This is a genomic window from Phenylobacterium sp. (assembly GCF_037968635.1).
Taxonomy (GTDB): Bacteria; Pseudomonadota; Alphaproteobacteria; order Caulobacterales; family Caulobacteraceae; genus Phenylobacterium.
Genome location: NZ_JBBKVV010000036.1, coordinates 13,777 through 26,104, shown reverse-complemented (window position 1 = coordinate 26,104; position 12,328 = coordinate 13,777). Strand labels below are relative to the sequence as shown.

The following is a 12,328-nucleotide window of genomic DNA, read 5'->3' as shown; positions in this document are numbered from 1 at the left end:
AAATTATGCGGCGAGCTCGGCGCGGCGGCACCAGCGGTCGAGGTCCCGCTCCCGGCCCATCAGGGCCAGGCCCGAGGCGATGGACTCCAGTTCGCTGCCGCTCTCGATCCGGCTGGGATCAAAGCGACGGTGGAAGATGGCCCGGACCGCCGGCACCAGGGACGAGCCGCCGGTCAGGAAGATGCGGTCAATCTGGTCGGGCCGCAGGCCCGCGTCTGCCAGGGCCTCGTCGACGGCGGTCTCGATCAGGCCGAGCTCCGGCGCGATCCACCCCTCGAACTCGCTGCGCGCCACGTCGCGCACGATCTCGATGCTGCCGGCCGCGAAGCGGAACGGGGCCGAGCTGTCGCGCGACAGCGCCTCCTTCAGCCGGCTCACCGAGCGGTACAGCAGGTAGCCGTAGTTCTCGTCCAGGGTCTCCACCAGGCGGGCGATCTTGTCGGGCTCGACGGCCTCGCGCACCAGTTTGCGGATCTCGCGCATGTCGCGGCTGGCCCGCATCAGGGCCAGCTGGTCCCAGCGCGCGAAGGTGGAATAGTAGCGGTTGGGGATCGGCAGGGTCTTGCCGAAGGAGGTGTAGCTCGACCCCTTGCCCAGTTCCGGCGACACCAGGTGGTCGATGATCCGGTAGTCGAAGGCGTCGCCGGCCACGCCGACGCCTGAGCGCCCCAGCGGCGTCGACTGGATCTCGCCGCCCTCGCGCGAAAACCGGATGATCGAGAAGTCGCTGGTGCCGCCGCCGAAGTCGCCCACCAGCACCGTGGCGTCCGCCTTCAGCTCCCGGGCGAAGAAGAAGGCCGCGCCAACGGGCTCATAGGCGTAGAGAATCTCCTTGAAACCCAGCCGCGCGAAGGCCGTGTCGTAGCGGCGCAGGGCCAGTTCCGGATTGGGCGCCCCGCCGGCGAAGGTCACCGGCCGGCCGACGATCACCCGGTCGGGCAGGCTCGAAAGCCCCGCGCCGGCATGGTCGCGCATCTTCAGCAGGAAGGCCGAGAGCAGGTCCTCGAACTGATAGCGCCGCCCGATGATCTGGGTCTCGGTGAAGCTCTCCGAGGCCGCGAAGCTCTTGAAGGACTGGATGAAGCGGGTCTCCAGCGGGTCCTCGACATAGGCGTCGATGGCCCAGGGCCCGGCCTCCACCGTGCGGTCGTTGGGCCGCTCGGCCGGCGCGTGGAAGCTGATCGCCGAGCGGAAGGCGAACAGCTCGCCCTCCGGCGCCGGGAAGTTGACCAGGCTCGCCGCGCCGCTGTCGCCGGCCAGCGCCACCACCGTATTGGTGGTGCCGAAATCGATGCCGATCGTCCCGGCCATGGCGCGTTCCTTTGAGAGGGTGAGAGGCGACGGATCCCCACCCACCCGAACGGCGCGCGATCCGCTAGTTCGTGAGGCAGGCCCGACGCATCAGGCCTCCACCAGGTCCTGCTCGTAGGCGGCCACGGTGGCCATCTGCAGGATGCGGCTGACCGAGGCCGAGAGCGGGCAGATCTGCACCGACTTCGACAACCCCAGCAGCAGGGGCCCGATCACCGTGGCCCCGCCGACCGCCTTGACCAGCTGGGTGGAGATGGCGGCCGAGTGGATGGCCGGCATGATCAGCACATTGGCCGGGCCGGTCAGGCGCATGAACGGGTAGTTGACCCGCTTTTCCGGATCGAGCGCCAGCTCCGGCGGCATCTCGCCCTCGTACTCGAAGTCGACGTCCATCTCGTCGAGCATGGCCACGGCGTCGCGCACCTTCTCGCTGCGCAGCCCCATGGGGTTGCCGAAGGTGGAATAGGACATGAAGGCCAGGCGCGGCGTGTAGCCCAGCGAGGTCACCGTGCGCGCCGCCTGCAGGGCGATCTCCACCAGTTCGTCGGCCTCGGGCATCTCCGTGACGTTGGTGTCGGCGATGAACAGGGTGTGGCCCTTGGCCAGCACCACGCTCATGCCCATGACCCGGCCGTCCGGCAGCGGGTCGATCACCTGCAAGACCTCCTCCAGCACCTGGTCGTAGGAGCGCGTGACCCCGGTGACCATGCCGTCGGCGTGACCGAGCGCCACCATCGAGGCGGCGAAGGAGTTGCGGTCCTGGTTGATCAGCCGCTGCACGTCACGCTTCAGGAAACCCTGCCGCGCCAGCCGACCATAGAGATAGTCCACATACTGCGGGTTCTTGTCCGACAGCCGGGCGTTGATGATCTCCAGCTTGACCACGTCCGGGTCGAGGCCCGCCAGGGTCATGTTCTCGCGGACCAGGTCCTCGCGGCCCACCAGAACGGCATGGCCCAGGCCCTGGCTCTCGAAGGCGTAGGCCGCCCGGATCACGCTGGGTTCCTCGCCCTCGGCGAAGACGATCCGCTTCTTGGGCGCCGCCTGCACCGTCCCCTGCAGCTTCTGCAGGAAGGCCGCGGTGGGATCGAGCCGCTGGGCCAGCGAAGCGCGATAGGCGTCCATGTCCTCGATCGGCTTGCGGGCGACACCGGTGTCCATGGCCGCCTGGGCGACGAAGGGCGGGATGTACCAGATCAGCCTGGGATCGAAGGGCGAGGGGATGATGTACTGCGGGCCGAACTTCAGCTGCACGCCGTGATAGGCGGCCGCCACCTCGTCGGGAACGTCCTCGCGGGCGAGCTGGGCCAGGGCGTTGGCGCAGGCGATCTTCATCTCCAGGTTCACCCGGCGCGCGCGCACGTCCATGGCGCCGCGAAAGATGTAGGGGAAGCCCAGGACGTTGTTGACCTGGTTGGGATAGTCGCTGCGCCCGGTGCCGACGATGGCGTCGGGGCGCACGGCGTGGACCTCTTCGGGGAGAATCTCAGGGTCCGGATTGGCCATGGCGAAGATCAGCGGATTGGGCGCCATCTTCATGATCATCTCTTGGGTCAGCACCCCCTTGGCCGACAGACCCAGGAAGACGTCGGCCCCCACCAGGGCCTCGGCCAGGGTGCGGGCGTCGGTGTCGACGGCATGGGCCGACTTCCACTGGTTCATGCCCGCGCTGCGGCCGCGATAGATCACGCCGGTATTGTCCACGGCGATGCAATTTTCGCTGCGCACGCCCATGGCCTTGATCAGGTCCAGGCTGGCGATCCCCGCCGCCCCGGCCCCGCACAGCACCACCTTCACGTCCTTCAGGGCCCGGCCGGTGATGTGGCAGGCGTTGATCAGGCCGGCGGCGGAGATGATCGCCGTGCCGTGCTGGTCGTCGTGGAACACCGGGATATCCAGCAGTTCCTGCAGTTCGGTCTCGATGCGGAAGCACTCGGGGCTCTTGATGTCCTCGAGATTGATGCCGCCGAAGGTCACGCCGATGTTCTTGATCACCGTGATGACCTCGTCCGGGTCGGTGGCCGAGACCTCGATGTCGATGGAGTCGACGTCGGCGAAGCGCTTGAAGAGCACGCTCTTGCCCTCCATCACCGGCTTGGAGGCCAGGGCTCCCAGATTGCCGAGGCCGAGGATCGCGGTGCCGTTGGAGATCACCGCCACCAGGTTGCCCTTGGACGTATAGTCGTAGGCCAGCTCCGGGTTCTCGGCGATGGCCAGCACCGGCACCGCGACGCCCGGCGAATAGGCCAGGCTGAGGTCACGCTGCGTCGCCATCGGCTTGGTGGCGACGATCGCGATCTTCCCGGGCGTCGGGTACTTGTGGAAGCTCAGGGCTTCCTCATCGGTGAAGGTGCGTTTTTCAGCGTCGCTCATAGGGGCGGCGGGTCCTTGGGCGCTAAGGTCTTGGGAACGAAGGGCGCCAACCTACAGAGGCCGGCGCCCTGAAACAACCTGCCCTGGGCCAAAGCTTGGCCGGGCGAGGGAATGGCAGATCAGCCCGCGCGGCGGGCGGCCAGGGCGGCCTGCATTTCGCCCAGCACCTTGGCGGCGCCCGGCTCCTGCTGCACCCGGCCCCAATAGGCGGCGACCTTGGTGTGCTTGGCCAGCTGGTCGCCCTTGCCGAACACCATGCCGAACACGCCCACGAACATCAGCACGGGAACCAGGGCGCAGTCGGCTGTGGTGATCGCGTCACCCACCGCGTACCGATCCTCGGTCATGAAGACATTCAGGTGCTCCAGGCCGCTCTCCAGCTTCACGAAGGCGTCGTCCACCACGGCCTGATCACGCGTTGCGGGATTCATCTGACCAAAAAGCGCGCCACCGCTGGCCATCACATAGAGCTCGGCCACCCGGGCGATCAGCCGGCCGCGGGCGATATCGACGGGCTTGGCGGCGCGCAGGCCGGCATCGGGGAAGGCGTCGGCCAGATACTCGACAATGGTGTCGCTCTCCGGGATCACCGTGCCGTCGTCCAGCACCAGGGCCGGCAACTTGCCCATCGGATTGATCGCCAGATACTCGGCGCTCTTCAGGTCCGCGGGGTGCGGCAGAATCTCGACGGGCAGGTTCTTGGCGTAGATGGCCACCCGGGGACGTGCGGCGAACGGCGAGAGTTCGGCGGAATAGAGCTTCATGGCGTTTCCTGATGAGGTTCGGCGCGCCTCCTCGAAGCGGGCGCGCTGAGGGGGGAACCCATAGTCGTCGCCGTCGCCGGAAACCAGGGCCTGGCCTACCGCCCCGCCCGACCGCAGATCAGATCCACCACCGAGGCCCCCATCGCCTTGAGGGTCGCGAGATCGGCCCCGGACCTCGCCCGCACCGCCATGCCGTTCAGCACCCCGGTCGCCACCCGCGCCATGCCCGCCGCATCACTGGAGCCCGGCAGGTTGCCAACCTCCATGGCGCGGGAGATTCGCGCCTCGAAGGCCGCGTCGATCTCGGAGAGCGCGTTCGCCAGCACGGCGCGGATGTCCGGATCGTCCACCGCCTCGGTCACCGCCGTGCCGATCAGGAAACAGCCGCGCGGCCCGGCCTCTCCGCGCCTGTAGATCGTCGCCGCGGCCTCATAGACCCGGGTCAGGGCGGCGCGCAGGTGTTCCTCGGGCGCCATGGCCGCCGCGAGGCCGGCATTGGTTTCGGCCCGGGACTTCTCCAGGGCCTGGAGGTACATGGCCTTCTTGTCGCCGAACGCCCCGTAGAGGCTGGGCCGGTTCAGGCCGGTGGCCGCCGACAGGTCATCCAGGGACGTCGCCGCGTAGCCGGTGTTCCAGAAGGCGGCGCGCGCCTGGTCCAGCGCCACGTCGGGGTCATAGCTGCGCGGGCGGCCGCGAGGCCGGGGCTTCTGTACCACTTCGAATCAAATCCCAGAGGCGATTAATTTACTACCGTTAAGGACTTTATTGCCGGGCGCCAGCAGGTATTTGGCCCCTCTGCAGGTATGCGGCCCCTCTGCAGGTTGAGGAACTCGCGCTGTGCGGGAAGCTCTTTTCATACCAAATCGCATATAATGATTGACCGCTTTTATTTTGTATCAGACGGTATGTAAATCAATGGACCGGAGGACGTCATGGAACTCTATTTCTCACCCCTCGCCTGCTCGCTCGCCTCGCGCATCACCGTCTATGAGGCCGGCGCGGAGGCGCAAGTCGCCCTCCAGCGGGTCGACACAAAGACCCAGACAACCTCTGACGGCGCCGACTACCGGGCCATCAACCCCAAGGGCATGGTCCCGGCCCTGCGCACCGCGGGCGGCGACATCCTCACCGAGAACGCCGCCATCCTGCCCTTCATCGCCGACCAGTTCCCGGCGGCGAACCTGGCCCCGGCCAGCGGCCTCGAGCGCTCGCGCCTGGCCCAGTGGCTCAGCTTCATCGGTTCGGAACTCCACAAGAGCGTTTTCACCCCGCTGCTGAGCCCCAAGGCCAATGACGGCGCCAAGACCTATGCCCGCGAGGCCGCCCCGGCCCGCCTGGCCTATCTCGACGCCCATCTCTCAGGCCGCGACTATCTGCTGGACCGCTTCAGCGTCGCCGACGCCTATCTCACCGCCGTGCTGAACTGGGCGCAGTTCGTGGGGATCGACCTCAAGGCCTGGCCCTCCGTCGCCGCCTACTACGCCCGCGTCACCGCCAGGCCTCACGTCGCCCGCGCGATGCAGGAGGAAATGGGGCTGCTCCAGGCGGCGTAAGAGCTCACGCCAAACCAACGTCATCCCGGCCGCAGCGTAGCGGAGAGCCGGGACCCAGGGGCCACGCTCTCCGCCCCTGGGTCCCGGCTCGGCCTGACCTCCGTCCGGGATGACGGCAAGGGTTCTTGACCCAACCCTCACCCACGCGGGACAAGCGATGTCAGGCCACACCCTGCATCTGGAGAGACCCCGCTGACCGCTCCCATCCGCATCGCCATCGCCGGCGCCCTGGGCCGCATGGGCCAGGCGATCGCCGCCGTGGTGGAGGCCCGTGACGACGTGGTCCTGGTCGCTCGCTTCGATCGCCCCGACATCACCGCCGAGGGCCTGGTGAGCCGCGACGCGGCCCTGGCCGCCTGCGACGTGGTCATCGACTTCACCACGCCCGCAGCCTCCTTGGCGCTCGCCCAGCACTGCGCCCAGCGCGGCGGCCCGGCCCTGGTGATCGGCGCCACCGGCATTTCCGACGCCGAAGGCGCCCTTATCGACGCCTGCGCGGCGAAGATTCCCATTGTCCGGGCCCGCAACTTCTCACTCGGGGTCAATATGCTGATGAGCCTGGTCACTCAGGCCGCCAAGGCCCTCGCCGCCAGCGACTACGACATCGAGGTCTTCGAAGCCCACCACCGCCGCAAGGTCGACAGCCCCTCGGGCACCGCCCTGATGCTGGGGGAAGCCGCCGCGGAGGGCCGGGGCGTGACCCTGAACGACGTCGCCGACCGTGGCCGCGACGGCGTCAATGGGCCGCGCAAGACCGGCGACATCGGCTTTTCCGTCATGCGCGGCGGTGACATCATCGGCGAGCACTCGGTCATCTTCGCCGCCGAGGACGAGATCCTGACGCTGAGCCACTCGGCCCGCGACCGTGGCCTTTTCGCCCGCGGCGCCGTCCAGGCTGCCCTTTGGGTGGGAAGCAGGCCTGCGGGCCTCTATGACATGCAGGACGTCCTCAAGGGCTAAGGCGAAGAGTTTTTTATCGTTTCAGGGGCGATTTGCATGGCCGAAGACATCCTCATCCAGGACGCCACGAGCCAGCTCGCCGCCCTGCAGAGCAAGCGGATCTCCGCCGAGGAGCTGCTGAAACTGGCCCTGGGCCGGCACGAACGCCTGCACAAGCGCCTCAACGCCGTGGTCCATGCCGACCTGACCCACGCCCTCGAGCGCGCCCGCTCCATCGACGACACTCGGGTGAAGGACGGCCACCTCGGCCCCCTGGCGGGCCTGCCCATGACCATCAAGGACACCCTCGACGTCCAGGGCATGCCGGCCTCGGCGGGCCTCGACAGCTTCCGCCACCGAGTCTGCGAGGACGCCGACGCCGTGAACGGCGCGCGCCGGGCCGGGGCGGTGATCTGGGGCAAGACCAATGTCCCGGTCATGGCCGGGGACTGGCAGAGCTATAACGACCTCTACGGGACCACCAACAATCCCTGGGACGTCGAGCGCACCAGCGGCGGCTCCTCGGGCGGCGCGGCGGCGGCCCTGGCGGTCGGCATCACGCCCCTGGAGATCGGCTCGGACATCGGCGGCTCCCTGCGGGTCCCCGCCAGCTTCTGCGGCGTCTTCTCTCACAAACCCACCTGGGGCCTGGTCTCCCAGATCGGCCACATCCCGCCCCATCCGGGCGCCCATGCCGAGCGCGACCTCAACGTCATCGGCCCCATGGCGCGCTCAGCCCGTGACCTGCGCCTGCTGTTGTCGCTGATCGCCAACGGACCGGTGGCGGCCAGGGCGCCCGCCGCCGACCTCACCAAGACGAAGATCGGGGTCTGGATCGAGGAGGAGGGTTTCCCGTTGGACGGTGAAATTCTCACCGTTCTTGAGGGCTTCGTCACCCAGCTCGCCGAGGCCGGCGCCGAGATCGAGATCATCTCCAGCCCGGTCCCCACCGACCAGCTGATGGCGGCCTATCAGGTGCTGCTGGGGTCCTTGGTGGGGACCGACCTGCCCGAGGCCCAGCGCCGGCAGATGGCCTCCCTGCGCGGCGTCGCCAAGCTGGCCGTGACCCTCGGGGCCGACGAGCGGTCTTCCCTCGCCCAGGTGCGGGCCTATACCGCGACCCATGCCGAGTGGCTGGAGGCCGACGAGATCCGCTGCCGCCTCCGCGACGGCCTGAGGACCGTGTTCTCCAAGTACGACGTGATCCTGGCGCCGGTCAGCCCCACCGTCGCCTTCCCCCACAATCACAAGACCTTCAACAGCCGAAAGCTGACCCTGTCGGACGGCAAGACCATCCCCTACGACTCCATGTTGAACTGGATCGCGCTCGCCACCGCCTGCCACCTGCCGGTGACCACCGTCCCCGCCGGCCACGCCGCCTCGGGCCTCCCCGTCGGCGCCCAGATCATCGGCCCCCAGGGCGGCGACGCCAAGACCCTGGCCATCGCCCAGGCCATCGACGAGAACATCCGCGGGTTTGTGGCGCCGGCGATGGATTATTAGACGGGGTCGCCTGCGCCGAGGGCCCGCTTACGACAGGTCTGGATCAGATCGTCTTCGTCCGTGTCGATCTCCACCCACTCTTCGCCATGCGATCCTGATGCTGCGGCCCGGAAAACGCCGGCCGAAACCTCTCGGATGTCGAACCTCCAGCCTGGCAAGTCGTCGAATAGCTCGATCATCTCCGATCCTCCAGGTCGAGTCTAGACCGCGCCCGTCGAGCCGAACCCACCGGCCCCACGCGCCGTCTCGTCGAGGTCGCTGACCTCGGCCACCGCCGCCTGGATCACCGGGGCGATCACCATCTGGGCGATGCGGTCGCCCCTGCGGACGGTAAAATCTTCTGCGCCCAGGTTGATCAGGATGACCTTCACCTCGCCTCGATAGTCGGAATCCACGGTGCCTGGCGTGTTCAGACAGGTGATCCCCGACTTCAGCGCCAGGCCCGAGCGAGGGCGCACCTGGCCCTCGAAGCCGCGGGGGATCGCCATGGCCAAGCCGGTGGGCACGGCGAACCGGTCGCCCGGCCGGATCACCACCGGCTCGCCCTGCGGCACCGCGGCGCGCAGGTCCATGCCGGCGGAGTCGGCGGTCTCATAGGCCGGCAGAGGCAGTTCCAAATTATGCGCCAGGCGCTTGATGGGCAGGTTCACGAGAGCTCCTTCGCCATGCGCGCCGCCAGCTTGCGGGCGACGTCGGACTTTGCGGTCCGCTCCCATCGCTCGATTCCCTGGGCCGTGACGATAGAGACCGCGTTGTCGTCGCCCCCCATGGTGCCGGCGATGCTGACATCATTGGCCACGATCCAGTCGCAGCCCTTTTTCGCCAGCTTGGCCTGGGCGTAGGCCTCGACATTGTCGGTCTCGGCGGCGAAGCCCACCACCAGCTTGGGACGGGGGAAGCCCTTGGCGAGCGTCGCCAGGATGTCGGGATTCTCCACCAGCGTCAGCGACGGGGGACCGTCCGCGCCCTTCTTCATCTTCGAGCCGGCCTGCGTCTCGGGCCGCCAGTCGGAGACCGCCGCCACACAGACGCAGATATCGGCGGGCAGGGCCGCTTCGCAGGCGCTGAGCATCTCGCGGGCCGTCTCCACGTCCACGCGCCTGACGCCCAGCGGGGTGGGAACCGCCACGGGGCCAGCCACCAGGGTGACCTCGCAGCCCAGTTCGGCCAGGGCGGCGGCGATGGCGAACCCCTGCTTGCCGCTGGAACGGTTGGTGAGCACCCGGACCGGGTCGATGGGTTCGGCGGTGGGGCCGGCGGTGACGATGGCTCTGCGTCCGGCGAGCGGCTTCGCCGCGGGGCCCTGCAAAGCCTTCATGATGGCGGCGAAGATCTCCGGCGGTTCGGCCAGGCGGCCAGGGCCGAACTCGCCGCAGGCCATGGCCCCCTCGTCGGGCCCCACGAAGGTCACGCCGTCGGCGGCCAGGGTCTTGAGGTTCCGCTGGGTGGCCGGGTGGTTCCACATCCGCACGTTCATGGCCGGCGCCATCAGCACCGGCTTGTCGGTGGCCAGCAGGGTCGTGGACGCCAGGTCGTTCGCCAGTCCGCCCGCCGCCTTGGCCATCAGGTCGGCGGTGGCCGGCGCCACCACCACCAGGTCTGCGGAGCGGGAAAGCTGGATGTGGCCCATCTCCGACTCGTCATCCAGGGAGAACAGCTCGGAATAGACGCGGTCTTCGCACAGGGCCGAGAGGCTGAGCGGGGTGACGAATTGGGCGCCGGCGGCCGTCAGGATCGGCCGCACCGCGACGCCTGCCTTGCGCAGCAGCCGCACCAGTTCGAGGCTCTTATAGGCCGCGATCCCGCCGCCCACGATCAGGAGAATCCGCTTTTCCGACAAGGCTTCGCGCCTCCCTTGTGAAGGTCCCCGGTCATAGGCCAAACAGACCCGCTGGACAAACCCGCCAATCTGTTCTTAATTTGTTCCAGCTTCACTTGGGCGATTATATACTTTGCAAACCGCCTTCCCAGCCGGAGCGCTGGTGATATGGTGAAGGCATGGGAGAGTCGGGGCCGACAGATCCGAACGAGATCATCCGCAAGGTGGCGGAAGCGGGTATGGGCATCCGCTTCGGGCGGGGCGTGGTCGCGAAGACTGGCTACGCAATGCTAGCCCTCCTCGCCATTTGGCTAGGAATAGTCTGGAAGCTTGGCCCAGACCTAATGCAGAATCTGTTTTTGGTTGGGACCGGCCTCGTCGCGAGCGTTCTAGTTGTGTGGTGGATTTCGGCGACCCAACGATTCGCTGAGCGAAATCCGGCTCAAGCGATGTTAGATGGTGCGGAATTTGTTGAGTACAAGCGATTTGAAGCTCAAGTGAAGGGCGGGACGCTTACACTACCGCTCAATAGCGCGCCTCAGATTATCCAGGCGGATGCGTCTGAAAATGGCTAGCTATGTTCTCATTGCTGTCCACTACGGCACTCAAACAAAGAGAAACGAAGAGATTTCGGCAAAAATCGGCCGCGCAAAAGACTGGGCGAAGTTCATGCCGAGTACGTGGTTGATATGGACCGGCCTTTCTCCGGCGGCTTGGTTTGATAGAATCTCTCCGTTGTTAGCGAAAAACGACACGTTGTTTGTCGCGGAAGTGACTTACAATTGGAAGGGTCGCGTCCCGCCCAATGTCGCGGAATGGGTGGAGCGAGGCCGCACCGACGATATGGACGGCGAGTGACCGACTTTAGGGCTTGCTGCGATCCGGTCCTGGCGGCGTCTTCGTTGCGATAAAGGTTGTATAGCCCCGGTTGGCGAATCGGAGGTTGTATTGCATTGTGGGTTTTGGCGCGCTTGATGCCTCTAGTTTTGGCCCAACTCCGGCCACCCATTTCCTTCAGGAAAACAGCAGCTTGACTCCGAAAAACGCCTTAACTCCGGCCACCTCCATACAGCTAAAGTTCGACTTCGGGATTGAGGTCGAGAAGGTCGTCGGCGGCGTTGAGATGGGGATTCTGGGGAATGGTATCCCCTACCTCACCCAGCGCGGCTTGGCCGCAATGACGGGCGCCGCACGTTCGACCATTCAAGAGCTTACGACGGAGTGGGAGCAGGCCCAAAAGACGGGCGTCTTTCCAAAAGGGAGGATGCAGTTTTTCAGTGAGTATCTAAGCCCCAAGGGGTTTGATGAGCAGCAGCTTTTCCTTGAAATCAACAAGGACGGCACGCCGCACTACGCTTATCCAGACATCGTCTGCATGGCGATGTTGGAGTACTTCGCGTTCGAGGCTCAGCGTACCAACGAAACGGCGATTAAAAACTACAGGAGCCTCGCTCGATTCGGGCTTCAGCAGTTCATCTACGAGGCGCTCAATTACACGCCCGAGGATAAGTGGAAGCTCTTTAACGCCCGCGTTTCCATCCTCAAAGATAGCGTTCCATTCGGGTATTTCAGCATCTTCAAGGAATGCAGCGGCCTAATGGTCGACCTTATTAACGCCGGCCTGACGGTGAATGAGCACACAATGCCAGACGGCAGCGTGGGCACGACATGGGGGCCATACTGGACGGCAAATGGTCTTGAGGAGAGGTTCGGGGCACGCATCCAGTACCCCCACTACTTTCCAGCAGAGATGCCCCAGAGCGCGAGCAATCCGCAACAAGCGTGGGCTTACCCCGACGAGGCTCTACCGGAGTTTCGAAAGTGGTTTCGAGCGGTGTACCTCAGGACCAAGTACCCGTCCTACATCCTTAGAAAGGCCAACCTTCTGCCGGGCGGTAAGATGGAGGCGGCGAAGCTCGCTTCAATGTATGAGGCCAAGCAGATCGGCGACCGCTAGTCACCGAGCGGCTCTGGCGGCGTAGGCGTCTTCGTCGCGATCTTCTTCAGCGTCTCTTCGAAGTGGGCGGGGTCTTCGTCGGCCTCTAGCTGGCGGGCGAGGTCTTCGA

General features: G+C 66.4%; 13 protein-coding genes. 6 read left to right on the top strand and 7 right to left on the bottom strand.

Translation table 11 applies throughout. The features are described from left to right. Nucleotides 1-3: 3 nt before the first annotated feature. The 4 genes from AAC997_RS03800 to AAC997_RS03785 form a co-directional block, all read right to left on the bottom strand. Nucleotides 4-1,311: an Hsp70 family protein gene (locus tag AAC997_RS03800; protein ID WP_340644370.1), complete on the bottom strand. Its 1,308-nt coding sequence runs from the start codon at nt 1,309-1,311 to the stop codon at nt 4-6. A 90-nt stretch (nt 1,312-1,401) separates the two neighbouring features. Further along, a complete protein-coding gene (locus tag AAC997_RS03795) occupies nt 1,402-3,684 on the bottom strand; it encodes an NADP-dependent malic enzyme (RefSeq protein WP_340644369.1) in 2,283 nt (760 codons plus the stop codon). A gap of 119 nt (nt 3,685-3,803) precedes the next feature. Beyond that, nucleotides 3,804-4,448, bottom strand: a complete 645-nt coding sequence (locus AAC997_RS03790; RefSeq protein WP_340644368.1) for a glutathione S-transferase family protein — start codon at nt 4,446-4,448, stop codon at nt 3,804-3,806. A gap of 95 nt (nt 4,449-4,543) precedes the next feature. Continuing rightward, nucleotides 4,544-5,164, bottom strand: a complete 621-nt coding sequence (locus AAC997_RS03785; RefSeq protein ID WP_340644367.1) for a TetR/AcrR family transcriptional regulator — start codon at nt 5,162-5,164, stop codon at nt 4,544-4,546. A 216-nt stretch (nt 5,165-5,380) separates the two neighbouring features. Between AAC997_RS03785 and AAC997_RS03780 the strand changes: the two genes are divergently transcribed. The 3 genes from AAC997_RS03780 to AAC997_RS03770 all read left to right on the top strand — a co-directional run bounded on the left by AAC997_RS03780 (nt 5,381) and on the right by AAC997_RS03770 (nt 8,443). Beyond that, complete coding sequence (locus tag AAC997_RS03780; RefSeq protein WP_340644366.1) at nt 5,381-6,001, top strand: glutathione binding-like protein; 621 nt, start codon at nt 5,381-5,383, stop codon at nt 5,999-6,001. A 192-nt stretch (nt 6,002-6,193) separates the two neighbouring features. After that, complete coding sequence (gene dapB / locus AAC997_RS03775) at nt 6,194-6,961, top strand: 4-hydroxy-tetrahydrodipicolinate reductase (RefSeq protein ID WP_340644385.1); 768 nt, start codon at nt 6,194-6,196, stop codon at nt 6,959-6,961. A gap of 36 nt (nt 6,962-6,997) precedes the next feature. Next, nucleotides 6,998-8,443: an amidase family protein gene (locus AAC997_RS03770; RefSeq protein WP_340644365.1), complete on the top strand. Its 1,446-nt coding sequence runs from the start codon at nt 6,998-7,000 to the stop codon at nt 8,441-8,443. Here the strand turns inward: AAC997_RS03770 and AAC997_RS03765 are convergent. Genes AAC997_RS03765 through coaBC form a run of 3 tightly spaced genes read right to left on the bottom strand, consistent with a single transcriptional unit; the run spans nt 8,440 to nt 10,283 of the window. Further along, the gene (locus AAC997_RS03765; RefSeq protein WP_340644364.1) at nt 8,440-8,622 is read right to left on the bottom strand and encodes a hypothetical protein; all 183 of its coding nucleotides are present in this window, start codon (nt 8,620-8,622) and stop codon (nt 8,440-8,442) included. The two genes, AAC997_RS03770 and AAC997_RS03765, sit on opposite strands and share 4 nt — an antisense overlap. 21 nt (nt 8,623-8,643) lie before the next feature. Then, nucleotides 8,644-9,093, bottom strand: coding sequence for a dUTP diphosphatase (gene dut, locus AAC997_RS03760; RefSeq protein WP_340644363.1), 450 nt, complete (start codon nt 9,091-9,093; stop codon nt 8,644-8,646). Further along, nucleotides 9,090-10,283, bottom strand: a complete 1,194-nt coding sequence (coaBC, locus tag AAC997_RS03755) for a bifunctional phosphopantothenoylcysteine decarboxylase/phosphopantothenate--cysteine ligase CoaBC (RefSeq protein ID WP_340644362.1) — start codon at nt 10,281-10,283, stop codon at nt 9,090-9,092. Before coaBC ends, dut begins: the two co-directional genes overlap by 4 nt. 158 nt (nt 10,284-10,441) lie before the next feature. Between coaBC and AAC997_RS03750 the strand changes: the two genes are divergently transcribed. From AAC997_RS03750 to AAC997_RS03740, 3 genes are all read left to right on the top strand, one after another. Next, nucleotides 10,442-10,837, top strand: coding sequence for a hypothetical protein (locus tag AAC997_RS03750; protein WP_340644361.1), 396 nt, complete (start codon nt 10,442-10,444; stop codon nt 10,835-10,837). Beyond that, a complete protein-coding gene (locus tag AAC997_RS03745; RefSeq protein WP_340644360.1) occupies nt 10,830-11,120 on the top strand; it encodes a hypothetical protein in 291 nt (96 codons plus the stop codon). The genes AAC997_RS03750 and AAC997_RS03745 overlap by 8 nt, the downstream gene beginning before the upstream one ends. Before the next feature lie 172 nt (nt 11,121-11,292). After that, complete coding sequence (locus tag AAC997_RS03740) at nt 11,293-12,219, top strand: hypothetical protein (protein WP_340644359.1); 927 nt, start codon at nt 11,293-11,295, stop codon at nt 12,217-12,219. Nucleotides 12,220-12,328 lie beyond the last annotated feature (109 nt).

Coding starts and splice junctions, on each gene's coding strand:
- AAC997_RS03800 (WP_340644370.1), bottom strand. CDS start 1,311: ATGGCCGGGACGATCGGCATCGATTTCGGCACCACCAATACGGTGGTG.
- AAC997_RS03795 (WP_340644369.1), bottom strand. CDS start 3,684: ATGAGCGACGCTGAAAAACGCACCTTCACCGATGAGGAAGCCCTGAGC.
- AAC997_RS03790 (WP_340644368.1), bottom strand. CDS start 4,448: ATGAAGCTCTATTCCGCCGAACTCTCGCCGTTCGCCGCACGTCCCCGG.
- AAC997_RS03780 (WP_340644366.1), top strand. CDS start 5,381: ATGGAACTCTATTTCTCACCCCTCGCCTGCTCGCTCGCCTCGCGCATC.
- AAC997_RS03770 (WP_340644365.1), top strand. CDS start 6,998: ATGGCCGAAGACATCCTCATCCAGGACGCCACGAGCCAGCTCGCCGCC.
- AAC997_RS03765 (WP_340644364.1), bottom strand. CDS start 8,622: ATGATCGAGCTATTCGACGACTTGCCAGGCTGGAGGTTCGACATCCGA.
- AAC997_RS03750 (WP_340644361.1), top strand. CDS start 10,442: ATGGGAGAGTCGGGGCCGACAGATCCGAACGAGATCATCCGCAAGGTG.
- AAC997_RS03745 (WP_340644360.1), top strand. CDS start 10,830: ATGGCTAGCTATGTTCTCATTGCTGTCCACTACGGCACTCAAACAAAG.